The organism is Krasilnikovia cinnamomea (assembly GCF_004217545.1).
Classification (GTDB): domain Bacteria; phylum Actinomycetota; class Actinomycetes; order Mycobacteriales; family Micromonosporaceae; genus Actinoplanes; species Actinoplanes cinnamomeus.
Map to the genome: position 1 here is coordinate 950,888 of NZ_SHKY01000001.1, position 24,164 is coordinate 975,051.

Below are 24,164 nucleotides of genomic sequence, written 5' to 3' on the forward strand. Positions count from 1 at the left end.
TGGGGTCGGCGCGCGGCGCCGACCCCATCGTCGTCAGGGTTCCAGTGACGCCAGCACCTTCGGCAGATCCCGGGTGTGCAGCACCGCGAGGCGGCGGGTCGCGCGGGTGACCGCCACGTACAGGTCGCTGAGGCCGCGCGGGGACTCCGCCACGATGTCGTCCGGCTCCACCACGAGGACACTGTCGAATTCCAGGCCCTTCGCCTCCCGTACGGTCATCAGCACGATGTGGTTGCGCAGGTCAGGCTGCTCCCCCACCGCGGCCTCGGGCACGGCCGCGAGCAGCGCGGGGCCCAGCTCGGCCTCCAGCGCGGCGGGCACCAGGACACCGAGCCGGCCCTCGCCGGCCTCGGCCGCCTCCCGGCGCACCGCGGCGACGAGCTCGCCGGCCAGCGGGCCCGACACCCGCGACGCCCACGGCACGACCCCGGCCTCGCGCACCGAGCGCGGCGGCTGCAACGACGGATCGATCGCGGACAGTACGTCGGCGGCCACGGCCATCACCTCGGCCGGGGTCCGGTAGTTGACCGTCAGCTCGGTGAGCCGCCAGCGCTGCGCCACGTACGGTTCGAAGACCTGATCCCACGTCGTCGTACCGGCGAGGTCGCCGGTCTGCGCGACGTCGCCCACCACGGTCATCGAACGGCTGGGGCAGCGGCGCATGAGCAGCCGCCACGCCATCGGCGACAGCTCCTGGGCCTCGTCGACGATCACATGCCCGAACATCCACGTACGGTCGGTGGCCGCCCGTTCCGCCGCGGTGCGGGTGTCCACCTCGGCGTAGCGGTCCGCGAAGGCGCTCGCGTCGACCACGTCGACCGCGTGCAGGATCTCGCCCTCCCCCTCGTCCTCGAAGTCCAGCGAGCGCGAGCCCTCGACGATCTCCAGCACGCCCTCGGCGTACTCGATCGCCTCGCGGCGCTCGCGGGCCGCGGCCCGGACCTTCGCGCTGTCGTCCTCGCCGAGCAGCTCGGCCAGCTCGTCGAGCAGCGGTACGTCGGCCGGGGTCCAGTCGGCGCCGCGCTCGCGGCACAACAGCGCCCGCTCCTCGCCGGTCAGCCGGGGCGCCGCGCTGGCCAGCCGGTCCGCCGAGCCGAGTAGATCGCCCAGCACCCGTTGCGGGGTCAGCACGGGCCAGAACTCGGCCAGTGCTGCCTGCAGCTCCGGGTCCTCGCGCAGTTCCCGGCGGGTCTCGGCGAGATCGGCCTCCTCGAGCAGGTTCTCCCCGCCCAGCGGGTCCGCGCCGATGCGCTCGGCGACCTGCAACGACAGTGCGTGGATCACCTCGGTCACGAAGACCGCCCGGGCCAGGTTGTGCGGGCGTTCCGACGCGCGGGCGACGGCCCGGGCGTCCTCACACACCGACCGTTCGATCCGCAGGGGGAAGCCCTCGTGGTCGACCTCGACGTAGTCGTGCGGCACGGTCTGGCGGTCCGCCACGGCCGCGGCCAGCACGTCGAGCATCCCGAGCTGGCCCTTGAGCGCCGCGGCCGCCGGATCCTCGACGGCACGCGCCCGCACCCCCGGATACATGTCCCCCAGCGTGGCCAGCAGCACCCCGGTCTCCGCCAGCGACGGCAGCACCTGGGAGATGTAGCGCAGGAACGTCGCGTTGGGCCCGAGGATCAGCACGGCCGACCGGGTCAGCTGCGCCCGGTACGTGTAGAGCAGGTACGCGGCGCGGTGCAGCGCGACCGCGGTCTTGCCCGTACCCGGGCCGCCCTGCACCACCAGCACACCCGGCAGCGGGGAGCGGATCACCTCGTCCTGCTCGGCCTGGATCGTCTCGACGATGTCGCGCATGCGGCCGGTCCGGTTCGCGGTGAGCGCGGACAGCAGCGCCGCCTCCCCGGTCACGTCCTCGCGGCCCCCGACCCCGCCCAGCGCCGGATCCAGCACCTCGTCGTCGATCCCGACCAGGTCCCGCCCCCGGGTACGCAGGTGGCGGCGCCGGGTCACCCCGTCCGGCGACACCGCGGTGGCGAGGTAGAAGGGGCGGGCGGCGGGTGCCCGCCAGTCCACGAGCAGCGGGTCCCGTTCCCGATCTTCGTCGAACAGCCCGATCCGGCCGATGTAGCGGGGATTGTCGGCGGTGAAGTCGAGGCGACCGAAGCAGAGTCCGTTCTCCACCGAATTCATCTGCGCGAGTTGTTCGGTGTAATGAATGCGGGTGGCGTCGCGCTGGGAGCGGCCCTGCGGGGTGCCCCCGCTTTCCAGCAGGATCCCCCGCAACCGGCGATCGGCCTGCTCACGCAGCTGATCCAGGCGGTGGTAGAGCCCATCGAGATACGCCTGTTCCCGCGCGATGTCGTCGTTCCGCGCACTGTGGAGGCTCTCGGCGGAGCTTGACAAATCCACTCCTCGTCGTGGTAACATTCCGAAGCCAGCGACCATTCTTCCGATCTTTCGGGAGTTATTGGTCGCTTTTTCTATGGGCATGGAAATGTTCAGACTAGCGGATCCGGCAAGGCCCGGCACCACCCACGGGCGGGTAACGGATATCTCATCCGCGCACAGTGATCACATGGGCACCAGCACCACCGGGCGTGCTATCGGGGTGACGCACCGGCGCGTCACCCCGGATCACACCACGCAGAACGCGGATCAGGCCGCGGTCGACAGTCCGTCCACGCCCGTGACCGCCAGCCGGCTGTGCAGCGTCCCCAGCGTCGCGATCTGGTCGTAGTACGCCGCCCGGCGCCGCGCGACGCAACCGTCCTTCTTGGACGCCTGGGCCGCCAGGGCGGGGTCCAGGTGGGTGTTCAGGCCGTCGCGCAGCAGCACCAGCGCCTCCGCCCGCAGCTGTGACACCCGGGACTCGGTGACGCCCAGCTCCGCGGCGATGTTCGCCATCGGGCGCTCGTCGAAGAAGTACCCGTTGATGACGGCGCGCAGCCGGTCCGGCAGGGCGTCGATCGCGTGCTTCAGGTAGCCCAGGCGCTCACGGCGCAGCAGCATCTCCTCCGGCCCGGCGCTCGGCTCGGTGACCATGTCCTCGGCGCCCGCCGTGGCAAAACCCTGCAGGCTGAACACGACCGCGCGCTGAACGTCGTCGTCCGCGGCCTCGATGTCCTCCACCGAGCAACCCAGCCGTTCGGCGACCTCGGACGAGGTCGGGGTACGGCCCAGCTCGGCGGTCAGCTCCTGACGCGCGGCGTCGGTCCGGCGGGCCCGCTGCCGCACCGAGCGGCTGGCCCAGTCCAGGCCACGCAGCTCGTCCAGCAGGGCGCCCCGGACGCGGGCGGCGGCGAACCGGGCGAACGGCACGCCGCGCTCCTCGTCGAAACCACGGGCCGCCGCGACGAGCGCCGCGTACCCGGCGGAGAGCAGGTCGTCGCGATTGACGTGCGCCGGCACCCGGGCGAGCATCTCGCGGACCAGGTGGCCGACGAGCGGCATGTGCGCGCGGACGACGTCCTCGCGGCGGCGGTCGACGACAGGTGCACCGCTCATGGGGGATCTCCTCATGTAACGGCCGGGTGCGGGGGAATGGCCCGGCATCGAGGAGAACGTTGCTGGTCAGCGGGTGCAGGACGGTTCACCGGCGGGTGCGGCGAGGTTGCAGCGGCGGAGATCCGCCGGCCGCGTCAGGGATGCCATCGGCAGGCACCGCCGGATGCGAGGAGCTTTACGCAAACTTGATGATCTGTTGATGTGCTCGGCGGCGCGGCGCCGGCCACGCACACCTGACATGGGTGCGCCGGGGCGTCAGCTCGCGGGGATCTCCACCGCGATCTCCTCGCCCAGCCGGTACCCGGCGCACAGCTCCAGGTCGTCACCGCTCCAGAAGCGGCCGGGGTCGTACCAGTTCGGCTGGCGGCCGCGCGGCAGCAACCCCATCTGCTCGTAGGTCACCGCGACGACTTCCGCGCAGTACGCGGATTCCAGCGCCGAATCCACCTCCGCCTGCGAACGCCGCCACGGCCGGCGCACCTTGGGCACCCGGCCCCGGGCCCAGCGCCAGGCCAGTTGCGCGGTGGAGGGGAACGGGGTGCCGTCGAGCCGGGCGACGGCCTGCAGCGCCCTGTCCTCCATCGCCGTGGTCACCGGCTGCTCCAGCTGACGCAGCCAGGCGCGCTGGCCGTACCGGTTGGCCCAGACGACGACGGCGTCGCGCAGGTCGTGCAACTGCACCCCCCGCTGGAACGTGCCCGACCACAGGTCCGGCAGGGACTTGCCCAGCTCGGCGTGCCACATCAGCGCGGGCATGTCCTCGATGACCAGTGACATGCCGACGTGGTTGACGGGGCTGTTGGTCAATGCCTGGATGGCGCGGTCGGGCGCGCTGCTGCCCCGGAAGATCCAGATGTCACCCGTACGCGTCAGGTCGATGGCCTCGTCGAGGCTGATGGTGGCAACCACGTGTCTATCCTCAGCAGATGCGTTGGTGGAAGGTAGCGGGTTTGGCCGGGCTGGCAGGCGTGGCGGCCACCGGGATCGTGCTGGCCCGGGCGGAACGGCGGCGGCGGGCGTACACCCCGGACGAGATCCGGGAGCGGTTGCATGCCCGCCTCGCCGAGGCGGACGAGCCCGGTGCCGACCCGGGGGACGACGCCGGGTACGCGGCCGACGACAGCTGATCCTCAGACAACGTCGGTGTCCCGCAGCAACGACCACAGGCCCGCGCCGTCCGGCGCGGTGAACCAGGACTTGCCACCCGACCCGACCACCTCGGGGTCACCGGCGGGGCCCGGGATGGCGCCGGCCAGGACGGCCTGGGTCGGCGACAGCCGCCGGATGGCCACGGCGACCACGTTGTCGGGGAAGGCGTGCGCGAACTCGGAGTACAACTCCTGGTCGTGCTGGCCGTCGTCGCCGATGAGCAGCCACTTGATGTGCGGGAACTCCGTGGCGAGCCGGCGCAGCGTGGCGCGCTTGTGCTCCTGGCCGCTGCGGAACCAGCGGTCCGGGGTCGGCCCCCAGTCGGTGAGCAGCAGCGGGCCCGCCGGGTACAGGTGGCGGGACAGGAAGCGGGTCAGCGCGGGCGCGACGTTCCACGCGCCGGTGGACAGGTACACGAACGGGGCACCGGGGTGGGCCTGGGAGAGGCGTTCGTACAGCACCGCCATGCCGGGCACGGCCGCCCGGGCGTGCTCGTCGAGGACGAAGGTGTTCCACGCCGCCAGCAGCGGGCGGGGCAGGGCGGTGACCATGACGGTGTCGTCGATGTCCGAGACGACGCCGAAGCGGACCTGCGGGTCGACCACGCGGACCGGGGCCTCCACCGTGGCGGCGCCCTCGGTGCTGATCCGCACCGACGCCCAGCCGGGCTCGAGGTCGCCGGTGAGCCGGCAGTCGACGTAGCCGCTGCGGTCCGTCCGGGTCTCGTGCACCTGGTCGCCGACGCGGATCAGCACGGGCGCGTCGTGCACCGGCGAGGTGGTGAAGCTGCGCCAGCCGCGCACCTTGGCGCGCTGCTTGCGCACCTCGGCGCCGCGGGTCAGCACGATCCGCGCCATGACCCGCGCCCAGCCAGGGGCGCCGTAGCCGGTGTACGCCGTGATGACCGGCTGCCAGCCGCGCTGGCGCAGCCGACGTTCGACCATCTTGTTCAGCGCATCCTCGACACGCGCGGCCCGGTGCAGCCGCTGCTCGGACGCACCGCCCGCCGGCGTCACCGCCACCCCCGCCCCCCTTCAACCGCGCGGGTCGCGGCCCCGCTGCTGTCGATGTCTCCGGCTGACGGTACCCGGCCGGGTCGACGGCCGGGCGCGAACGGGTGGGTGACGACGCGATCGAGCGATGCGCCGTTCCACTGTGGACAACGCGTCGCCCCAGCCGCTCAGGCGGCCACCATCGGGATCGGTTCGGTCGTCGCCCACTGCTCGGCCCACCACTCGGCGCCGGCGGACCGGGGGCCCTGCCCCGCCCGTACGCTCGCCGCGCACGCCTCGGCCCGCAAGGCGGACAGCGCGGCCGCCGCACGCTCCGCCTCCTGCCAGGTCCGCCGCTCCCGTTCCGCGGCGTCGGAGTAGGCGGCCAGCCGGTGCTCGCGGACCGCCTGGCGCAGCACCACCTCCTGGTGCACGGGGTGCAGGCGGGGGTTCCAGCCACGGTGCGCGAGCACGTCGTTGAGCTGGGCGATGGACAGTTCGCGGTTGCGGCAGGCGGCCGTGGCGGTGTGGTGCAGCCACCGCTCCCGGTCGACCCGGTCGGCGGGCTTGCGGCGGCGCACCAGCAGGGGGTACGCCGCGGCGGCGGCCATCCGGCGGGCGGCCGCGTCCGCGTCGTCGTACGCCGTCCACGCGGCGTCGAGTTCCCGGCACGCCTGTTCCCACTCGGCGCGGCAACGGCGGGCGGTGGCGGCGGCCCGCTCGGCCGCCACGGCGATCTCGTCGGCGTAGCGCTGGCCGGCCTCGGCGTCCTCGCCGGGGTCGTCGGACTCGACCGGGGGGTGACCGGCCAGGGACAGCCGGACCGACAGGCGGCCGGGCAGGGCGAAGGCCACCACGGCGGCGGTGGCGGCGAGCAGCATGGTCAGCCAGATGACGGCGGCCTCCGGGACGGAGATCAGGATGCTGTGCAGGGCAGTTTCCATGATGAACACCTCGGGGGGATTTGCGAAGCATCGAGCGATCTCTGGGCGCGCCGCGCGCGACGCGCCGTGGTGCTTCGGCGGCTCAGGTACGGCCACCAGCGCCGCACCTGCCGCCACGGGGTGAGCTCCGCGGGACGGCCGCGTGCGCGCGGACGCCCCGGACGGTCACCGGCGTGGGGTCGGGTTCAGGCGATGGGCGGGGCGCGCGGGCCGGATGCGCCCGGGGCCGACCCGGAGGGGTGGGCCGCGCCAGCGGCCTGGAAGCTCTGGATGGCGGCGGGGCCGGGGCGGGCCGCGAAGGCCTCCGCCACGTCCGCGGGCACCGGGTGGGCGTGGGCTCCGTCCGGCTCACCGGCGCCGCCGGTCCCCTGCCGCGCGTGTCCCGCCGCCGGATCCATCGCGTCCCGCCCGGCTGCGGCGACCGGATCCACCGCGTGCCACTCGGACGCGGCGATCGGATCCGACGCGACCCGGGCGGGCGCGGCGACCGGATCCATCGCGTGCCGCTCAGGCGCGGCGGCCGGATCCGACGCGACCCCGGCGGGTGCGGCGGGTTTGGCCGAGGGGCCGTGCGGGGCTTGGACCGTGGCGGGCGCGCGGGCCGCGTCGGTGGGCGCCGGGGCGGCATGGGCGTCGATGCGTCCGGTGAAGGCGAGTGCCAGCAGCGCGAGGCCGGTGAGGAACCGCAGGAGTCGGCGCCCGTCCCAGTGACGGATCTCCCAGTGACGGGGTAGCAGGCGCGCGACGACGGCCATGGGATCAAGGTACCGGTGCGGCTCCGTTCGTGCATCCCTCGTATCGACTGGGGCCTTCGCCCGATCCCCGGGCCGGGCGACACCCCGGCGGCGCGAGGCAGCATGGACGGGTGACGGATGCGGGTGTGGCGCGGCTGGCCGAATGGGTCAGCGACGGCGGCGTGGCGGTGCTCAGCGGGGCCGGGCTCTCCACGGACTCGGGGATCCCGGACTACCGGGGGCCCTCGGGGGTGGCGCGGCGGGCCACGCCGATGACGTACCAGGAGTTCACCCGCGATCCGGTGGCGCGCCGCCGGTACTGGGCGCGCAGCCACCTGGGCTGGCGCACGGTCGGCGACGCCGCACCCAACGCGGGTCACCGGGCGGTCGCACGGCTGCAGGAGCTGGCCGCGCTCGGCGGCATCGTCACGCAGAACGTGGACGGGTTGCATCAGGCCGGCGGCGCCCGCGACGTGGTGGAGCTGCACGGCAACCTGGCGCGCGTGGCCTGCCTGGGGTGTGGGGCGCGCAGCTCCCGGTGGGAGCTGGAGCAGCGGCTGACCGCGGCGAATCCGGGCTTCGCCCCAGCGGTGTCGGCGGTCAACCCCGACGGCGACGTGACGCTGGACGACGGCGCGCTGGACGGGTTCGTGGTGGTCGACTGCGCGGCGTGCGGCGGGCTGCTCAAGCCGGATGTCGTGTACTTCGGCGAGACCGTGCCGCCCGACCGGGTCTCGCGGGCGTTCGACCTGGTCATGGCAGCCCGCACGCTCCTGGTACTGGGCTCTTCGCTGACCGTGATGTCGGGGCGGCGGTTCGTGTTGCGCGCGGCGAAGGAGGGCATCCGCGTCGCGATCGTCAACCAGGGAGCGACCCGCGGGGCGCCGTACGCGGGGGTGGTCGTGGACGCGCCGCTGGGCGAGGTGCTGCCCGAGATCGTGCGCCGGGTCGAGGGGCCCGCAGCGGCCTGACGCGAAGCCCGTTTAGTCCCTTTTCGCAGCGAAACTTTAATCCGCCCCGAGAGCGCTCTCACCTGGGTTTACCTGCGGCGTTACCGTCTCGAAATCTGAAGAAAGTCATCCATGCGTTGACGTGACCCGGCTCACTACGATTAACTGCCCGGAACCGCTCCCGAAACCGGTTCCGAATTTCTCGGCAACCGCTCGGACACGATTACCCTCGTCAGGAGAGACCAGTGCCGATCACCATCGCCGACGTGGCGGCCCGGGCCAAGGTCAGCAAGACCACGGTCTCCCGGGTGCTCAACGGCAAGGGTGAGCTGGACGAGTCGACCGCCGCCCGGGTCCGCAAGGTCATCGAGGAGCTCGGGTACGTACCCAGCTCCCGCGCCGTCGGGCTGGCCCGCGGCCGGACCCGGGTGGTCGGCATGCTGGTCCCGTCGCTGACCTGGCCCTGGATCGGCGAGGTGCTGCAGGGCGCGGTCGACGTGCTGGAGACCGAGCGCTACGGCCTGCTGCTGTTCACCTGCAACCGGGGCGAGGAGTCCATGCGCCAGTTCGGCGCCCAGGTCTCCGCCAAGAGCTTCGACGGTCTGCTGGTGATCGAGCCCGAGGGCACCCTCGACTACATCGCCACCCTGCACGCCCGCGGCCTGCCCGTCGTGCTCATCGACGACCGGGACCACCAGCCCGGGCAGATCCCCAGCGTGGGCACCACCCACCACACCGGCGCCGGGGCGGCCGCCCGGCACCTGCTGGAGATCGGCCGGCACAAGCCACTCGTCGTCGCCGGCCCGGAACGCTTCGGCTGCACCCAGCAACGCCTGGAGGGCTTCACCACGGTGTACGCCGAGGCCGGTCACCCGATCCCGGCCGAACGCATCCTGCCCGGCGACTTCACCATCGCCTGCGGGCTCGACGGCGTCCGGCGGGCCATCGAGGACGGCATCGAGTTCGACGCGATCTTCGCCCACAACGACCTCACCGCGACCGGCGCGATGCAGGCGGTCCTGGACTCGGGCCGGCGCATCCCGCAGGACGTCGCGGTGGTCGGTTTCGACGACATCCCCATGGCGGCGCACACCCAGCCGCCACTCACCACCGTGCACCAACCGTTGCGCGAGATGGGCGAGGCAGCGGCCCGTACGCTGCTCGCCCACTTCGAGGGCTCACCCCTGCCCAACCGACCCACCGTCATTCCCGCCACCTTCAAGGTCCGCGCCTCCACCGTGGTCGCACGGACCGCCGCTCCATAACGGCACCTCGGCCGGACGCTGCCGTCCGGCGCCCCACCACCAACCACCACCCGGCGTCACCGCGCATCCCGACCCCGGTCGCTTTCGCGTCGGCGCAGCCCTTCCTCGGGCGACCCCTCCAACCGCACTTTTCCGTAACCCCCTGAGGAGAATTTGATGCAGCGCAGGACACTGTTCGCGGTCGCCCTGGCGGGTGTGCTCGCCAGCGGCGGGATGACCGCCTGCAGCAGCGATTCGCCGAACGCCAACAAGACCAACGGCGCAGCCGCCACGTTCCTCAGCGTCGGCATGCCGAACGGCCCGCAGACCGAGAACTTCAACCCGTTCCTGTCCACATCGGCCGCCGCGTCGCTCGGTTTCAAGTGGATGATCTACGAGCCGCTGATGATGTGGAACCCGGTGAAGCCCGCCGACCCGTCGAAGCCGTGGCTGGCCACGGAGGCGAAGTGGGACCCCGCGTTCAAGAAGGTGGACATCACGGTCCGGGACAACGCCACCTGGTCGGACGGGCAGAAGCTCACCGGTGACGACGTCGCCTTCACGTTCAACCTCATCAAGAGCAACAAGGGGCTGAACACCAACAACACGCCGTACGACACCATCACGGCCAACGGCAACGTGGTGACGGTGACGTTCAGCAGCTCGATGTTCGTCTACAAGGACAAGTGGCTGGGGCAGACGCCGATCGTGCCCAAGCACATCTGGTCGAGCGTCGCCAAGCCGGACACCGACGTGAACAAGAACCCGGTCGGCACCGGCCCGTACACGGTGAAGTCGTTCACGCCGCAGACCACGACGCTGTCGGTTCGAGAGAGCGGTTACTGGCAGGACCTGCCGAAGGTCAAGGAGCTGCGGTACACCTCGTACACGGACAACAACGCACAGACCACCGCGCTGAGCTCGGCCGCCTGCGAGTGGAGCTTCGTCTTCATCCCCAACTACAAGACGGTCTTCATCGACAAGGACCCGGCGCACTACAAGGTGTGGGCCCCGGCCGTCCTGGGCATCCACGGCCTCTACATCAACACCGCGAAGAAGCCGTTCGACAACCCGGCGCTGCGCCGGGCGATGAACATGGTCGTCAACCGCGAGGACATCTTCAACCAGGCTTCGGCGGGCTACTTCCACCCCGTGGTCACCAGCGTGACCGGTCTGCCGTCGCCCGCCGGTGACTCGTTCGTCGCGCCGGAATACAAGGGCAAGACCCAGAGCGTCGACGTCGAGGGCGCCAAGAAGGTGCTGACCGAGGCCGGCTTCAAGCTCAACGGCAGCACGCTGACCGACCCGAGCGGCAAGCCCGTCAAGATCACCCTGACCGACCCCGCGGGCTGGTCCGACTACCAGACCTCGCTGGAGATCGTGAAGTCCAACCTGGAGCAGATCGGCATCGCGGCCACCGTCGAGAAGGCCAACCAGGACGCCTGGTTCAAGAACGTGGAAGAGGGCAACTTCGACGCCACGTTCCGCTGGACCAACGGCGGGTCCACGCCGTACGACCTGTACCAGACCGTGATGGACGGGTCGCTGATCAAGCCGATCGGCACGGCGTCGCCCGCGGGCAACTTCGGCCGCTTCAACAGCCCGGAGGCGACCGCCGCACTCAAGGCGTACGCCACCGCCAGCGATGAGGCGACCCGCACCACCGCGCTCAACACGCTGCAGAAGGTGTTCGTCGAGCAGACGCCGATGATCCCGGTCGGGGCGGACAACGTCGGTGCCGCGTACAGCACGAAGAACTGGATCGGCTGGCCCGACGACTCGAACCCGTACGGCGCCGGCCAGCCCACCCAGGCCAACGCGCTGGACGTCGTCCTGCACCTCAAGCCCGCCAACTCCTGATCCGCACCCTGCCTCCCCGGACGGTTCCACCCGTCCGGGGAGGCGGGACCCGCGGCATGACCGAGCGCACCGAGCGAAGCGAGGGCCACGAGGGCATGCCCAGCCAGCTGAGCAGCGACAAGACAGGAACTCCCGTGACGTTGAGCCACGACGCGCAGGCTCCGGCCGGCGAGGTGGTGCTGGAGGCCGTCGGCCTGACCAAGCACTTCCCGGTCCGCCCGCCATTGCGCACTCTCTTCAGCAGAAAGCGCGACGCGGTGCACGCCGTCGACGACGTACACCTGACCCTGCGCCGGGGCCGGGTCACCGCCCTGGTCGGCGAGTCCGGCTCGGGCAAGTCCACGGTGGCGCGCCTGTTGGCCCAGCTCTACCCGCGCACCGGCGGCGACATCAGGCTGCACGGGGTGACCACCACGGTCAAGGGCGGCCGGCGCTTCCGCGAGTACGCCCGCCGCGTCCAGATGATCTTCCAGGACCCGTTCGCGTCGCTGAACCCGGTGCACACGACCCGGTACCACCTGACCCGGTCGCTGCGCATCCACGGCAACGCGGGCAGCACGCCGCAGGAGCTGGAGGACGCGCTGGCCGGGCTGCTCAACCGGGTGTCGCTGACCCCGCCCGAGCGGTACCTGGACAAGTTCCCGCACGAGCTGTCCGGCGGGCAGCGCCAGCGGGTCGCGATCGCCCGGGCGCTGGGCGCCAACCCGGAGGCCCTGCTGGCCGACGAGCCGGTGTCCATGCTGGACGTCTCCATCCGGCTCGGCGTGCTGAACCTGCTGCGCGACCTCAAGGAACGGCTCAACCTGGCGATCCTGTACATCACCCACGACATCGCCTCGGCCCGCTACTTCGCCGACGAGACCATGGTCATGTACGCAGGCCGGATGGTCGAGGGCGGCGACAGCGAGACCGTCACGCAGTCGCCCGCGCACCCGTACACCCGGCTGCTGATCGACTCCGCGCCCGACCCGGACCGGCTGACCGGCCTGGCCGACGTCGACGCCGAGGACCGGGGCAACGGGGAGCCGCCGAGCCTGATCCGGCCGCCGTCCGGCTGCCGCTTCCACCCCCGCTGCCCGCACGCCATGCCGCGCTGCTCGATCGAGATGCCGGTGCCGCTGCCGATCGGCGACCGCCCCGGCCACTGGGCCGCCTGCTGGCTGTACGACGAGGCAAGTCTCGCCACCACGGCTTCGAGCCCTAACGGTCGGGAGGAGCTGTCGTGAGGTATTTCCTGCAACGCCTCGCGTTCTACGCGTTCACCGCGTGGGCCGCCATCACGATCAACTTCTTCATCCCCCGGATGATCCCGGGCGACCCGGTCAAGTCGCTGCTGGCCCGCTTCCAGGGCGAGATGAACTCCGACGCGATCGCCTCGCTGTACGTGCTGTTCGGCCTCGACAAGGACGCCAGCCTGTGGAGCCAGTACGTCGACTACTGGCGGCAGCTGTTCCGCGGCGACCTGGGGTTGTCGTTCAGCGCCTTCCCCTCGCCGGTCTCCGAGGTGATCTCCCAGGCGCTGCCCTGGACGGTCGCCCTGGTCGGCATCACCACGGTCGTCAGCTTCCTCCTCGGCACCGGGCTCGGCGTGGTCGCCGGGTGGCGGCGCGGCTCCTGGGTGGACGGGTTGCTGCCGGCGACGACGTTCCTGTCGTCCATCCCGTACTTCTGGCTGGGCCTGCTGGCGATCTACCTGCTGGCCGGGCCGGACAGCTTCTTCCCGGCCTCCGGCGGCTACGAGCCCGGCCTGGTGCCCGCGTGGGACCAGTACTTCATCCCCAGCGCGATCCAGCACAGCCTGCTGCCCGCGCTGACCATCCTGATCTCGTCGGTCAGCGGCTGGATCCTGAGCATGCGCAACATGATGGTGACCGTCTCCGCCGAGGACTACATCACGGTCGCGCACGCCAAGGGGCTCAAGGAGCGGCGGGTCGCGCTGAGCTACGCGGCGCGCAACGCGCTGCTGCCAAACGTCTCCGGTTTCGCCCTGGCGCTGGGCTTCATCGTCGGCGGCACCCTGCTGGTGGAGATCGTCTTCTCCTATCCCGGGCTCGGCTTCCTGCTGTTCCGGGCGGTGGGCGCCAAGGACTATCCGCTGATGCAGGGCATCTTCCTGGTCATCACGATCTCGGTGCTGCTGGCGAACCTGCTGGCCGACATCGCCTACCTGCTGCTCGACCCGCGTACCCGTAAGGAGGGCTGACCATGACGCTTCCCGCCTCCAGCATCGAGCAGGAGATCCCCGGCCAGGGCGTGGTGGCCCAGCCCGCGGAGCCGAAACCGACCAAGGCGAAACGGCAGCGGTTCCGCTTCGTGGCCAACGCCAAGGCGATGACGGGCCTGATCGTGCTCGGGATCTACGTGCTGTTCGCGATCATCGGCTCATGGGTCGCGCCGTACGACCCGGACGCGCGCAGCAGCGCCATCGTGCAGCCGCCTTCCGCGGAGCACTGGTTCGGCACCACCCACCTGGGCCAGGACGTGCTGAGCCAGGTCCTCGTGGGCACCCGCGGCGTCATGGTCGTCGGGCTGACCGCCGGGATCGTGGCGACGATCCTGTCCGTGGTGGTCGGCGTCACCGCCGGTTACCTCGGCGGCGCCTGGGACGAGTCACTGTCCGCGCTGTCCAACGTGTTCCTGGTGATCCCGGCGCTGCCGCTGATCATCATCGTGGCCTCGACGCTGAACAACGCCGGCTCGACGATCGTCGCGCTGGTCATCGGCTTCACGTCGTGGGCGTGGGGGGCACGGGTGCTGCGGGCCCAGACGCTGTCGTTGCGCCGCCGCGACTACGTCGAGGCGGCCCGGGCCACCGGCGAGAAGACCTGGCGGATCATCCTGTTCGAGATTCTGCCGAACCTCACCGCGATCATCGCCTCCAGCTTCGTCGGGACGGTCATCTTCGCGGTCACCTCGGAGATCACCCTGGCCTTCATCGGCATCGGCAGCATCTCCAACTGGAACTGGGGCGAGATCCTGTTCTGGGCGCAGAGCCAGCAGGCCCTCGCGCAGGGCGCCTGGTGGTGGTTCGTGCCGGCCGGTCTGGCCATCGCGTTCCTGGGCACCGCGCTGTCGCTGATCAACTTCGGGATCGACGAGTTCGTCAGCCCCCGGCTGCGCAGCGCGGGCAAGACCAAGGTCAAAACCGCCTCCGGGCACACCGTACGGATGCGGGTCGGCTTCACCCCGGTGCTGGGGTCCGCACACGTCCCCGCGCACCGGATTCCCGAGCAGCGAGAGGAGGCCGCGCGATGAGCGCAGCGGTGAGGCTACGACCCGGACCACAGCGGCGGACGATCGCCGAGCCGCGAAGCGGAGGCCAGCAATGAGCGAGCCCGTTCTCGAGATCCGCAACCTCAACGTGGACTACGGACTCGGCGACGCGTCGGTACAGGCCGTCCGCGACGTCAGCCTCACCCTGCACCGCGGCGAGGTCCTCGGCCTGGCCGGGGAGAGCGGCAGCGGCAAGTCCACCCTCGCGTACGGCGTGACCCGGCTGCTGCCGCCCCCGGGCGTGATCAGCGGCGGCCAGGTGATCTACCACCCCGAGCAGGGCGAGCCGTACGACGTGCTGCGGCTCTCGGACTCCGAGTTGCGGGCGTTCCGGTGGGCCGAGACCGCGATCGTGTTCCAGGGCGCGATGAACTCGCTGAACCCCGTACACAAGATCTCCACCCAGATGGACGACGTGCTGCGCGCGCACGAGCCGACGATGAGCGCGCACAGCCGGGCCGCCCGCTCCCGCGAGATGCTCAAGCTGGTCGGCATCGCCGCCGACCGGATGGACGCCTACCCGCACCAGCTCTCCGGCGGCATGCGGCAGCGCGTCATGATCGGCATGGCGCTGATCCTGCAGCCGCAGGTCGTCATCATGGACGAGCCCACCACCGCGCTGGACGTCGTGATGCAGCGCCAGATCCTCGGCCAGATCATCGAGCTGCGCGAGCGGCTCGGCTTCTCGGTCATCTTCATCACCCACGACCTGTCGCTGCTCGTGGAGTTCTCCAACCGGATCGCGATCATGTACGGCGGCCGGATCGTGGAGCAGGCACCAGCGTCCACGTTGTACCGCGACTCGCTGCACCCCTACAGCGCCGGGCTGCTCGGCTCGTTCCCGGCGCTGCGCGGCCCCCGCCGGGAACTGTCCGGCATCCCCGGTTCACCGCCGGATCTCAAAGGCATGCCGAGCGGCTGCTCGTTCCACCCGCGTTGCCCGAAGGCGTTCGACCCCTGCGCCGCGCGGATCCCGGTGCTGGGCCGCCCGGACACCCCGGACGGCGCGTCCCGCTCGGTGGCGTGCTGGCTGCATCCCGTCGGCTGAGGACGGACGAGGGGACCGCACCGGCCCGCCGGTGTGGTCCGCGATTCCCGGCCGCCCGCCGCCGTACCGGCCAGCACCGCCAATCGCCGGCCACCCACACGCTCAGGAGAAGCATGAACCCCACCGCCACCACCCCTGCCCCCGGCCTGCTGCTGCCCACCGACGCGTTCCCCCCGTCGTTCAAGTGGGGCGTGGCCACCTCCTCGTACCAGATCGAGGGCGCCGTCGCGGAGGACGGCCGCGCACCGTCCATCTGGGACACGTTCTGCCGCGTACCCGGCGCGGTGACCGGCGGCGACAACGGCGACGTCGCCTGCGACCACTACCACCGGATGCCCGAGGACGTGGCGCTGATCAAGAGCCTCGGCGTCGACACGTACCGGTTCTCGGTGGCCTGGCCCCGGGTCCAGCCGAGCGGCCGCGGCCCGGTCAACCCCGCCGGGCTCGCCTTCTACGACCGGCTCGTGGACGAGCTGCTGGCCGCCGGCGTCGACCCGTGGGTCACGCTGTACCACTGGGACCTGCCGCAGGAGCTGGAGGACGCGGGCGGCTGGCCGGTCCGGGACACCGCGTACCGGTTCGCCGACTACGCGATGCTGGTCTTCGACCGGCTCAGCGACCGGGTCGACACGTTCACCACGCTCAACGAGCCGTGGTGCTCGGCCTGGCTCGGCTACCACACCGGGGTGCACGCGCCCGGGCGGCGCGAGCCCGCCGCCTCCATCGCCGCGGTGCACCACCTGCTGCTCGGCCACGGCCTGGCCACCCAGCGGATGCGGGCGGCCGCGACCCGCCCGCTGACGCTGGGCATCACCCTCAACATGGGTACGGCCGACCCGGCCACCGACAGCCCCGCCGACCGGGAGGCGGCCCGCCGCGCCGACGGGATGGGCACGCGGATCTACCTGGACCCGCTGCGCAAGGGCGAGTACCCCGCCGACGTCGTGGCGGACCTGGCGGACAACGGCATGGCGCTGCCCGTCCAGGACGGCGACCTGGAGATCATCTCGGCGCCGTTCGACGTGCTCGGGGTGAACTTCTACTTCGGGCAGGACTTCAGCGGCACGGACGAGCACGGCAACACCCGCGACGCGGACGGGGCGCCGATCGTGCGGCCCGTGCTGCCGGACGGCTCGCGTACCGGCATGGACTGGCCGATCACCCCGGACCGCTTCACCCAGTTGCTGGTCCGGTTGCACCAGGACTACCCCGGCCTGGCGATGGTCGTCACCGAGAACGGGGCCGCGTTCGACGACACGGCCGACTCCGACGGCTTCGTGCGCGATGACGGCCGGACCGCGTACCTGGCCGAGCACATCGCGGCCGTGGCGCAGGCCCGGGCGCAGGGCGCGGACGTGCGCGGCTACTTCGCCTGGTCGCTGATGGACAACTTCGAGTGGGCGTACGGCTACGCGCAACGCTTCGGCATCGTCCACGTCGACTACGCCACCCAGAAGCGCACCCCCAAGCAGAGCGCGCTGTGGTACCGGGACACCATCGCCCGCCTGCGCCAGCATTGACGGCCGCGACCGTGGTGTTCCGCCGGCATGCACGCCGGTGGAACACCACGGTCGCCTACATATGCCATGCATTTACATATGTAGTTGATCGTCGTATGGTGTGGACCATGACGACGCGCCTGCGCGAGCCGAGCTACTTCATCCTGGCGTCACTACAGGACGAGGCCCTGCACGGCTACGCGATCATCACGCAAGCGGCCACCCTGTCGCAGAACCGGGTCCGGCTGGCCACCGGCACGCTGTACGCCGCCCTCGACCGCCTGACCGGGGAGGGCCTGATCGAGATCGTCCGCGAGGAGATCGTCAGTGGACGCGCCCGCCGGTACTACGCCCTGACACCGGACGGCCGGACGGCACTTCAGGCCGAGGCCGAGGCGCTCAGTCACGCCGCCCGCGTCGTCACCGACCGGGCCGCCGCCCGCGTCCGGCTGCGGCCGGCGGGAGGTCCGGCATGACGGACCTGGAACGGGCGTACGGCCGCCTGCTGCGCCTCTATCCCGCCGACTACCGGCGCGCCCGGGGCGCCGAGATGCTCGACGTGCTGCTCTCGGCGGCCGAGCCCGGGCGACGCCGCCCCGCCCTCCGCGAGCAAGGGGCGCTCGTACTCGGAGCCCTACGCATCCGCGCCAAAGCGGCCGGCCGCCGCACGACGTGGGGTTCCTGGCAGGTCGCCCTGCGGGCGGCGGCGCTGACCCTGGTGCTCGGGTGCGTGCCCTATCTGGGTCGCGACCTGTTCGATCCCACCGTCGGCGGCCGGCCGGAGGTGGCAGCGATGCTCGCGCTGCTGGCCGCGGCGGTGGTGCTGGCCTGGCGCCAGCGATTCCTGCTGGCGGCGATCACGACGGCGATGGCGGCGGGGCTGGACGGAGTTGTCACCGGCGGCGGACAGAACTGGCGTTTCGCGGTCTACCTCCTGCCGGCGGTCGCGTTCCTCGGCCTGCTGGTGGGGCGAGGTCCGGTCGCCGCGCGGCCCACACTGCTCGCGGTGCTGTTGCCGCTGACCCTGCTGCCGCGACTACCGGGGTACGTGGCCTACTGGACGTTGATGGGCAGCGACGTGACGTTCCCACTCTCCTGGGTCCTGACCCTGTCGGTACCGGTCGTCGCCGCCGTCTGGTCCCTCGTGGACGAACGGGTCACCATGGCCTACGGCTTGCATCACCTGGGCCTGGTGGTCTTCCTGGCCGTCAGCCCCCGGGTGCTCTACGGGTTCGACCCCGAGTCGGTACCGCTGTACCCGGACCTGATGCTGATCGTCGGGCCACTGCTGGCCGCCGGCATGGCAGCGGTGCTGGCACGCCACAGATCCCGGGTCTGAAGGACCGGCCCGCCCGGCCAGGCCGGGCGGGCCAGGCGGGCCGGTGCCGTGGTCAGGGGCGGGCGCGGCCGATCGGGCGGCGCTGGGCCGGGCGCGCCCGCGACGCGGCGGCCCCGACCACGGCGGGCAGGCCGCCGTCGGCCAGCAGGCGGGCGATCGGCAGGGTCGCCGCGCCCATCGCGACCGCGTCCGGGCCGAGCTGGCAGGCCTCGATCCGGGTCTTCGAGTACGGCTGCCGCAGGGCGTTTCGTGCCGCCGCGGCCCGGATGTCCGACAGGAAACGCTCTCCCAGTGCCAAGCCCGTCCGCCCACCCAGCACGATGCGCTCCGGGCTGAACAGGTTGATCAGACCCGCGATCCCGGCGCCGAGGTAACCGACCGTCTCCGCGACGACCTGCGCCACCGGCGCCGGCAGCGGGTGGTCGCCGGCCAGCAGCCGGGTCAGCAGCATCGGGTCGGCGGGCTCGCCGGTCGCCTGCGCGAGGCGGCGGATCACCCGGTCCGCCCCGATGTACGCCTCCAGGCAGCCGCGCGCCCCGCACCGGCAGCGCTCGCCGTCGTACACCAGCGTGGTGTGGCCCCACTCCCCCGCGCTGCTGTGCGCGCCGCGGTAGTTGCGGCCGTCCATGACGACCGCCGCGCCCACCCCCGTGCCCACCAGGACGATCACGGCGTGCCGGGCGCCCCGGCCCGCCCCGAACCACATCTCGGCCTGCCCGACCGTCTTGGCGCCGTTCTCCACGAACACCGGGACGTCGGTGGCGTCCCTCAGCATCGCGCCCAGCGGCACCCCGTCCCAGCCGGTGGTCTGCGCGTACACCACCGCCTCGCCGCTGGAGTCGACCACGCCGGCGACGCCGACGCCGTACCCGAGCACCTCGTCGGGGCCGATCCCGGCCTGCTCCACCACCGCGTGCAGGCCCTCGACCAGCTTCGCGACCACGAGCCGCGGGTCGCGGGCCCGCTCGCCCAGCTCGTACGACGCCACGCCGAGGCGCGACATCGCCAGGTCGTACAACTCCACCAGGACCCGGGTGTCGCCGACGTCGGCGCCCACCACGTACCCGAAGCCGGGGGCCACCCGCAGCAGGGCGCGCGGGCGCCCGCCGTCCGAGCCGACCAGACCGGCCTCCTCTACCAGGCCCTCCTCGATCATCTCGCCGATCAGGTTGCTGACGCTGGCCTGGCTCAGCGCGGTGGTGTCCCCGAGTTGCTGGCGGCTCTGCCGGCCGCCGTGGAACAGGTCCGTGAGCAGACTGGCCCGGTTGGCGCGGCGGACATCCCGCACCGTCGTACGCCTGGACTCCACCCGCGCACCACCCCCCGCATTCACGCTCGGCGAACCGACACCCCACGGTAGCGCCCGCCGGGATGCCCGCGGGTACCCCTGACCTGCAGTACGGTCAGGCCCCATGACCGACTACCGCGAGGTGAACCGGGCCAACTGGGACGAGCGGGCCGACGCGCACGCCGCCTCGGCGGACTACGGCCTGGCCGCGTTCGAGGCGGATCCCGGGCATCTGAGCAAGGTCGTCCGCTTCGACCAGCCGCTGCTCGGCGACGTCGCCGGGCTGCGCGGGGTGCACCTGCAGTGCCACATCGGCACGGACACCCTGTCGCTGGCCCGCCTCGGCGCCACCATGACCGGGGTGGACTTCTCCGCGCGTTCCCTGGCCCAGGCGCGCCGCCTGGCGCAGCGCGCGGGACCGCCGGTGGAGTTCGTGGAGGCGGACGTGTACGCCGCCCCGGACGTGCTCGGCCACGGCGGCTTCGACCTCGTGTACACCGGCATCGGGGCGCTGTGCTGGCTACCGGACGTGGACCGCTGGGCGCGGACCGTGGCGGCGCTGCTGCGCCCGGGCGGGCGGCTCTTCCTGCGCGAGGGGCACCCGGTGCTGTGGGCGCTGGACTACGAACGCGACGACGATCTGCTGGTGCTCTCGGAGCCGTACTTCGAGACGGAGCGGCCGCAGGTCTACGACGAACCGGGCACGTACGTCGACACCGACGTCGAGTTCACCCACACCGTGACCCACGAGTGGAACCACGGGCTCGGCGAGATCGTGACCGCGGTGCTGGCGGCGGGGCTGACCCTGACCGGGCTGGTCGAGCATCGCAGCGTGCCGTGGGAGGCGCTGCCGGGGCGGATGCGCCTCGACGACGCGGGCGAATGGCAGCTCACCGACCGGCCGGAACGCCTGCCGCACACGTACACGCTGCAGGCGGTGCGGGCCGGCGGGTAGCGCCGCTAGTAACGGAACCGGGCGACCAGGCCGCGCAGTTCGTCGGCCATCGCGGCGAGTTCCCGGGCCGTCTGCTGGGATTCCGCGGCGTCCCGGCTGGCGGTCGTGGTGACGTCGGCGACCCCGGCGATGTTGCCGGCGATCTCCCCGCTGGCACCGGCCGCCTGGGCCACGCTGCGGCTGATCTCGGCGGCGGTGGCCCGCTGCTGCTCGACGGCGGCCGCGATCATGGACTGGAACTCGTTGACGCGGCCGATGACGTCGCTGATCGAGTCGATGGCGTCGACCGCCGATGCCGCGTCGGCCTGGATCGCCTCGACCCGCCGCACGATGTCCTCGGTGGCGCGGGAGGTGTCCTGGGCCAGGTCCTTGACCTCCCCGGCCACCACGGCGAAGCCCTTGCCCGCCTCGCCGGCACGGGCCGCCTCGATGGTGGCGTTCAGCGCCAGCAGGTTGGTCTGCTCGGCGATCGAGGTGATCACCTTGACCACGTTGCCGATCTCGGCGGAGGACTCGCCGAGCCGCGACATGATCTGACCGGTCGACTGGGCGCTGGTCACGGCGTCGGCGGCGACCCGCGCGGCCTCGCTGGTGTTCTGCGCGATCTCGCCGATGGAGGAACCCATCTCGTCGGTGCCGGTGGAGACCTGGCTGACGCTGTCGGAGACCTGCGCGGCGGAGCCGGAGACGACGGTCGCCTGGCCGTGCACCTCGTCGACCGAGGTGGCGATGCGGCACGCGACCGTGGACATGGTCGCCGCCGACGACGCGACGGTGTCGGCCGAGCCGGCCAGGGCGCGCACGGTTTCCCGGACGCTGCCGATCGCGGTGTTCAGCAGGCCGGCCATGCGACCCAGCTCGTCGCGGGTGGACACGTCGGCCTCCCGCGACAGGTCGCCGTCGGCCATCGCGCCCAGCACCCCGCTGACCGCACGCAGCGGACGCAGGATGCTCTGGGCCACCAGCACGCCGATCAGCGCCAGCAGGGCCACGCCCACGATGGCGACGATGCCCAGCATCCAGACCGCGCTGTGCCGCTGCTGGCCGACCGCGGCGGAGGCCGCGGACGAGCGGGCGTCCAGGGCGTCGGCCACGGCGGGCAGGTCCTGCTCGATCGCCGAGAACGCCTCCTGGAAGGCGGCCAGCGTCTGCGGCGTACGGTCGCCGGCCAGGGCCGCGTCGACCGTCTTGCGGCCGAGGTCAACGTAGGTGTCGACCTCGGGGACGACCTTCGTGGCGGCGGTGCGGACCTCGGGGAACATCGACGGCACGGTGAAGCCGCGTACGCCGTCGCGCAGGATGCCCGAGTGCTCCGCCAGGTCGGCGTGGATCTCGTCGGCCTCCGCGCCACCGGAGCTGAGCAGCGCCCGCTGGACGTCGCCGCGCACGGCGTCGTGGGCCATGTCGGATTCCAGCGACACCCGGGACAGGCGGGCCACCCGGTTCAGTTCCCGGGTCTTGTCGCCCGCCTTCTCCAGGGCGGTCAGGCCCGCGACGGCGACACCCATCAGCGCGATGAGGCCGACCGCGACCAGCGCGGCCAGCTTGGTCCGCACCGACCGGTCCGCGACCCATCTCGTGAGTGTGCCCATTGTCGACCCCCGTGGATAAAGAACAGTCCGTTAACGCAGCTATCGCCCAACGCCCACCGCCGTTTAGGTGTGACCGCCCGTTTCCCACAGGCGGAGACGGGGTGATCGCACGCAGGGCGTGAGAGCTTGCTCACCAGCCACTTCGGCACCAGTCGAAGCAACCACGGTCCGTCACATTCGTACATGGCTATATGTCATTGGGTTTGCCGCCGCGACCGGCGCACCCGCCGCGCGGCGGGCGAATGCGTGACTCGGCAGGCAACCTGCCGCACACACCGATCGGCGGCACCGCGCGCCGGCCGGTTTGCTCATCCAAGATCGCCGTTGCTAGCTTCCAACCCGCTCGCTCCGCCGAAGATTCAACGGAAGATCATCGAAATAGCTGATGATTCGATGCCTGTCTCGCCGTTCTTCCGAAGATCTTCGATACCCGTCATCTTTGGGGGAAGACACGTGACCACGATCAACCGTCGTGAGCTGCTCAAGCTCGCGACCGCCGGCACGGTGGCGGTCGGCACCGGCGCCCTGGCCGTCCAGGTCCTCACCGCGGGCGGCTCCCAGGCCGCGCCCGCCCGGGACACCCAGGCCAACGCCCCCGCCGGCGAACGCTTCGCCGAGGTCTACAAGGGCCGCCGCATCGAGGGCACGGCGGTCGCCGCCGCGGCCCCCCGCGCCGCCCGCAGCCTGGCCGCCGCCCCACCGGCCACCGCGGCCACGCCCGACCTGCTCATCGACGGCGTCCCGCTGCACGTCATGGTCAACGGGGACGGCACCTACACCAGCGTCGTGAACCACTACGAGACCTTCCGCTCGCTGCGCGAGGTCGCCCGGGCCGCAGTGGACCAGCTCGACGGCGCCGCGCTCGTCAACGGCCACCACCACCGCTGATCGCCGCCGACCACCCCACCCACTGAAAGGCCGACCCACCACCATGGGCGTACGCAAGAACCAGCGCGACCTCACCACCACCGAGAAGCGCGCCTTCGTCAACGCCGTGCTCGAGCTCAAGAAGCGCGGCCGCTACGACGAGTTCGTTCGCACCCACAACAACTTCATCCTCAGCGACACCGACAACGGCAACCGGGTCGGGCACCGCTCCCCGTCGTTCCTGCCGTGGCACCGCCAGTTCCTGCTCGACTTCGAGCGGGCCCTGCAGGCCATCGACGCATCCGTGAACCTGCCCTACTGGGACTGGACCGTCGACCGCGACACCACGTCGTCGCTGTGGTCCGCCGACTTCCTGGGCGGAAACGGACGCGACTCCGACGGCCAGGTCACCACCGGGCCGTTCGCGTTCAGCGCCGGCAACTGGGTCATCAACGTGCGCACCGACAGCCGCAACTACCTGCGCCGGGCGCTCGGCACGGGCCAGCGGCCGCTGCCCACCGCCGACGACGTGCGCTCCGTGCTGAGCCAGACCACCTACGACGTGTCGCCGTGGAACAGCACCTCCACCAGCGGCTTCCGCAACCTGGTCGAGGGCTGGCGCGGGCCGAACCTGCACAACCGCGTGCACGTCTGGGTCGGTGGCGACATGACCTCCGGCACCTCGCCCAACGACCCGGTCTTCTGGCTGCACCACTGCCACATCGACAAGCTGTGGTCCGACTGGCAGAAGGCCCACCCGTCCTCCGGCTACCTGCCGACCCGGGCCACCACGAACGTCGTCGCCCTCAACGGCACGATGGCGCCGTGGAACAACGTGCGCCCGGCGGACATGCTCGACCACACCCCCTGGTACACGTACGCCTGATCGGGGGCGCGCCGTGGCGGCACCGGCCGTCACGGCGCGCGACGTCGCTCCTCATCCGGTGAACGCCCCCCGGGGCGACCCGTTCGCGGCC

The 24,164-nt window shown here is 71.8% G+C and carries 22 protein-coding genes; 14 read left to right on the forward strand and 8 right to left on the reverse strand.

What is annotated here, in order from left to right; all coding sequences use genetic code 11:
* Positions 1 to 33 precede the first annotated feature (33 nt).
* The 3 genes from EV385_RS04170 to EV385_RS04180 all read right to left on the reverse strand — a co-directional run bounded on the left by EV385_RS04170 (position 34) and on the right by EV385_RS04180 (position 4,362).
* Complete coding sequence (locus EV385_RS04170; RefSeq protein ID WP_165449383.1) at positions 34 to 2,376, reverse strand: HelD family protein; 2,343 nt, start codon at positions 2,374 to 2,376, stop codon at positions 34 to 36.
* 228 nt (positions 2,377 to 2,604) lie between these two features.
* The gene (locus tag EV385_RS04175; protein ID WP_130508248.1) at positions 2,605 to 3,453 is read right to left on the reverse strand and encodes a sigma-70 family RNA polymerase sigma factor; all 849 of its coding nucleotides are present in this window, start codon (positions 3,451 to 3,453) and stop codon (positions 2,605 to 2,607) included.
* 255 nt (positions 3,454 to 3,708) lie between these two features.
* On the reverse strand, positions 3,709 to 4,362 hold the full coding sequence (locus EV385_RS04180; protein WP_130508249.1) for a hypothetical protein: 654 nt from the start codon (positions 4,360 to 4,362) through the stop codon (positions 3,709 to 3,711).
* 17 nt (positions 4,363 to 4,379) lie between these two features.
* Here EV385_RS04180 and EV385_RS04185 point away from each other — a divergent pair, with 17 nt between their 5' ends.
* The gene (locus EV385_RS04185; protein ID WP_130508250.1) at positions 4,380 to 4,580 is read left to right on the forward strand and encodes a hypothetical protein; all 201 of its coding nucleotides are present in this window, start codon (positions 4,380 to 4,382) and stop codon (positions 4,578 to 4,580) included.
* A gap of 3 nt (positions 4,581 to 4,583) precedes the next feature.
* Here the strand turns inward: EV385_RS04185 and EV385_RS04190 are convergent, their stop codons facing one another.
* The 3 genes from EV385_RS04190 to EV385_RS04200 all read right to left on the reverse strand — a co-directional run bounded on the left by EV385_RS04190 (position 4,584) and on the right by EV385_RS04200 (position 7,293).
* Complete coding sequence (locus EV385_RS04190; RefSeq protein WP_130508251.1) at positions 4,584 to 5,624, reverse strand: App1 family protein; 1,041 nt, start codon at positions 5,622 to 5,624, stop codon at positions 4,584 to 4,586.
* A gap of 158 nt (positions 5,625 to 5,782) precedes the next feature.
* Positions 5,783 to 6,538, reverse strand: a complete 756-nt coding sequence (locus EV385_RS04195) for a hypothetical protein (protein ID WP_130508252.1) — start codon at positions 6,536 to 6,538, stop codon at positions 5,783 to 5,785.
* A gap of 185 nt (positions 6,539 to 6,723) precedes the next feature.
* Entirely contained in the window at positions 6,724 to 7,293 is a 570-nt protein-coding gene (locus EV385_RS04200; RefSeq protein ID WP_130508253.1) for a hypothetical protein, read from the reverse strand.
* Between the two features lie 110 nt (positions 7,294 to 7,403).
* Between EV385_RS04200 and EV385_RS04205 the strand changes: the two genes are divergently transcribed.
* The 10 genes from EV385_RS04205 (at position 7,404) to EV385_RS04250 (ending at position 18,485) form a co-directional block, all read left to right on the forward strand.
* Positions 7,404 to 8,243 carry an NAD-dependent protein deacetylase gene (locus tag EV385_RS04205; protein WP_130508254.1) on the forward strand — a complete coding sequence of 280 codons (840 nt, stop codon included), beginning with the start codon at positions 7,404 to 7,406 and terminating at the stop codon, positions 8,241 to 8,243.
* 224 nt (positions 8,244 to 8,467) lie between these two features.
* Positions 8,468 to 9,487 (forward strand): LacI family DNA-binding transcriptional regulator, encoded by a 1,020-nt coding sequence (locus EV385_RS04210; RefSeq protein ID WP_130508255.1) that lies wholly within the window; start codon positions 8,468 to 8,470, stop codon positions 9,485 to 9,487.
* Between the two features lie 156 nt (positions 9,488 to 9,643).
* Positions 9,644 to 11,326, forward strand: coding sequence for an ABC transporter substrate-binding protein (locus EV385_RS04215; protein ID WP_130508256.1), 1,683 nt, complete (start codon positions 9,644 to 9,646; stop codon positions 11,324 to 11,326).
* Positions 11,327 to 11,460: 134 nt separating this feature from the next.
* Positions 11,461 to 12,552 carry an ABC transporter ATP-binding protein gene (locus EV385_RS04220; protein ID WP_242625236.1) on the forward strand — a complete coding sequence of 364 codons (1,092 nt, stop codon included), beginning with the start codon at positions 11,461 to 11,463 and terminating at the stop codon, positions 12,550 to 12,552.
* Positions 12,549 to 13,529, forward strand: a complete 981-nt coding sequence (locus tag EV385_RS04225) for an ABC transporter permease (RefSeq protein WP_130508257.1) — start codon at positions 12,549 to 12,551, stop codon at positions 13,527 to 13,529. The genes EV385_RS04220 and EV385_RS04225 overlap by 4 nt, the downstream gene beginning before the upstream one ends.
* 2 nt (positions 13,530 to 13,531) lie before the next feature.
* Positions 13,532 to 14,581 carry an ABC transporter permease gene (locus EV385_RS04230; RefSeq protein WP_130508258.1) on the forward strand — a complete coding sequence of 350 codons (1,050 nt, stop codon included), beginning with the start codon at positions 13,532 to 13,534 and terminating at the stop codon, positions 14,579 to 14,581.
* A 70-nt stretch (positions 14,582 to 14,651) separates the two neighbouring features.
* The gene (locus EV385_RS04235; protein WP_130508259.1) at positions 14,652 to 15,647 is read left to right on the forward strand and encodes an ABC transporter ATP-binding protein; all 996 of its coding nucleotides are present in this window, start codon (positions 14,652 to 14,654) and stop codon (positions 15,645 to 15,647) included.
* Between the two features lie 113 nt (positions 15,648 to 15,760).
* Complete coding sequence (locus EV385_RS04240; RefSeq protein ID WP_130508260.1) at positions 15,761 to 17,167, forward strand: GH1 family beta-glucosidase; 1,407 nt, start codon at positions 15,761 to 15,763, stop codon at positions 17,165 to 17,167.
* A gap of 107 nt (positions 17,168 to 17,274) precedes the next feature.
* Complete coding sequence (locus EV385_RS04245; protein WP_130508261.1) at positions 17,275 to 17,622, forward strand: PadR family transcriptional regulator; 348 nt, start codon at positions 17,275 to 17,277, stop codon at positions 17,620 to 17,622.
* Positions 17,619 to 18,485, forward strand: a complete 867-nt coding sequence (locus tag EV385_RS04250) for a hypothetical protein (RefSeq protein WP_130508262.1) — start codon at positions 17,619 to 17,621, stop codon at positions 18,483 to 18,485. Before EV385_RS04245 ends, EV385_RS04250 begins: the two co-directional genes overlap by 4 nt.
* Positions 18,486 to 18,537: 52 nt before the next feature.
* Here EV385_RS04250 and EV385_RS04255 read toward each other — a convergent pair whose 3' ends face one another.
* A complete protein-coding gene (locus EV385_RS04255) occupies positions 18,538 to 19,794 on the reverse strand; it encodes an ROK family transcriptional regulator (RefSeq protein ID WP_130508263.1) in 1,257 nt (418 codons plus the stop codon).
* 103 nt (positions 19,795 to 19,897) lie between these two features.
* Between EV385_RS04255 and EV385_RS04260 the strand changes: the two genes are divergently transcribed.
* Complete coding sequence (locus EV385_RS04260) at positions 19,898 to 20,728, forward strand: class I SAM-dependent methyltransferase (RefSeq protein WP_130508264.1); 831 nt, start codon at positions 19,898 to 19,900, stop codon at positions 20,726 to 20,728.
* A 5-nt stretch (positions 20,729 to 20,733) separates the two neighbouring features.
* On the opposite strand, the gene EV385_RS35590 is transcribed toward EV385_RS04260, so the two are convergent.
* Positions 20,734 to 22,284, reverse strand: coding sequence for a methyl-accepting chemotaxis protein (locus EV385_RS35590; RefSeq protein ID WP_165449384.1), 1,551 nt, complete (start codon positions 22,282 to 22,284; stop codon positions 20,734 to 20,736).
* A 489-nt stretch (positions 22,285 to 22,773) separates the two neighbouring features.
* Here EV385_RS35590 and EV385_RS33750 point away from each other — a divergent pair, with 489 nt between their 5' ends.
* Entirely contained in the window at positions 22,774 to 23,208 is a 435-nt protein-coding gene (locus EV385_RS33750) for a tyrosinase family oxidase copper chaperone (RefSeq protein WP_165449385.1), read from the forward strand.
* Between the two features lie 43 nt (positions 23,209 to 23,251).
* Positions 23,252 to 24,073 carry a tyrosinase MelC2 gene (melC2, locus tag EV385_RS04275; RefSeq protein ID WP_130508267.1) on the forward strand — a complete coding sequence of 274 codons (822 nt, stop codon included), beginning with the start codon at positions 23,252 to 23,254 and terminating at the stop codon, positions 24,071 to 24,073.
* The last annotated feature ends 91 nt before the right edge of the window (positions 24,074 to 24,164 follow it).

Excerpts from the sequence above, each read along its gene's own strand:
- EV385_RS04170 (WP_165449383.1), bottom strand. The coding sequence starts at position 2,376 with ATGTTACCACGACGAGGAGTGGATTTGTCAAGCTCCGCCGAGAGCCTC.
- EV385_RS04175 (WP_130508248.1), bottom strand. The coding sequence starts at position 3,453 with ATGAGCGGTGCACCTGTCGTCGACCGCCGCCGCGAGGACGTCGTCCGC.
- EV385_RS04185 (WP_130508250.1), top strand. The coding sequence starts at position 4,380 with ATGCGTTGGTGGAAGGTAGCGGGTTTGGCCGGGCTGGCAGGCGTGGCG.
- EV385_RS04195 (WP_130508252.1), bottom strand. The coding sequence starts at position 6,538 with ATGGAAACTGCCCTGCACAGCATCCTGATCTCCGTCCCGGAGGCCGCC.
- EV385_RS04200 (WP_130508253.1), bottom strand. The coding sequence starts at position 7,293 with ATGGCCGTCGTCGCGCGCCTGCTACCCCGTCACTGGGAGATCCGTCAC.
- EV385_RS04215 (WP_130508256.1), top strand. The coding sequence starts at position 9,644 with ATGCAGCGCAGGACACTGTTCGCGGTCGCCCTGGCGGGTGTGCTCGCC.
- EV385_RS04230 (WP_130508258.1), top strand. The coding sequence starts at position 13,532 with ATGACGCTTCCCGCCTCCAGCATCGAGCAGGAGATCCCCGGCCAGGGC.
- EV385_RS04235 (WP_130508259.1), top strand. The coding sequence starts at position 14,652 with ATGAGCGAGCCCGTTCTCGAGATCCGCAACCTCAACGTGGACTACGGA.
- EV385_RS04240 (WP_130508260.1), top strand. The coding sequence starts at position 15,761 with ATGAACCCCACCGCCACCACCCCTGCCCCCGGCCTGCTGCTGCCCACC.
- EV385_RS04245 (WP_130508261.1), top strand. The coding sequence starts at position 17,275 with ATGACGACGCGCCTGCGCGAGCCGAGCTACTTCATCCTGGCGTCACTA.
- EV385_RS04250 (WP_130508262.1), top strand. The coding sequence starts at position 17,619 with ATGACGGACCTGGAACGGGCGTACGGCCGCCTGCTGCGCCTCTATCCC.
- EV385_RS04260 (WP_130508264.1), top strand. The coding sequence starts at position 19,898 with ATGACCGACTACCGCGAGGTGAACCGGGCCAACTGGGACGAGCGGGCC.
- melC2 (WP_130508267.1), top strand. The coding sequence starts at position 23,252 with ATGGGCGTACGCAAGAACCAGCGCGACCTCACCACCACCGAGAAGCGC.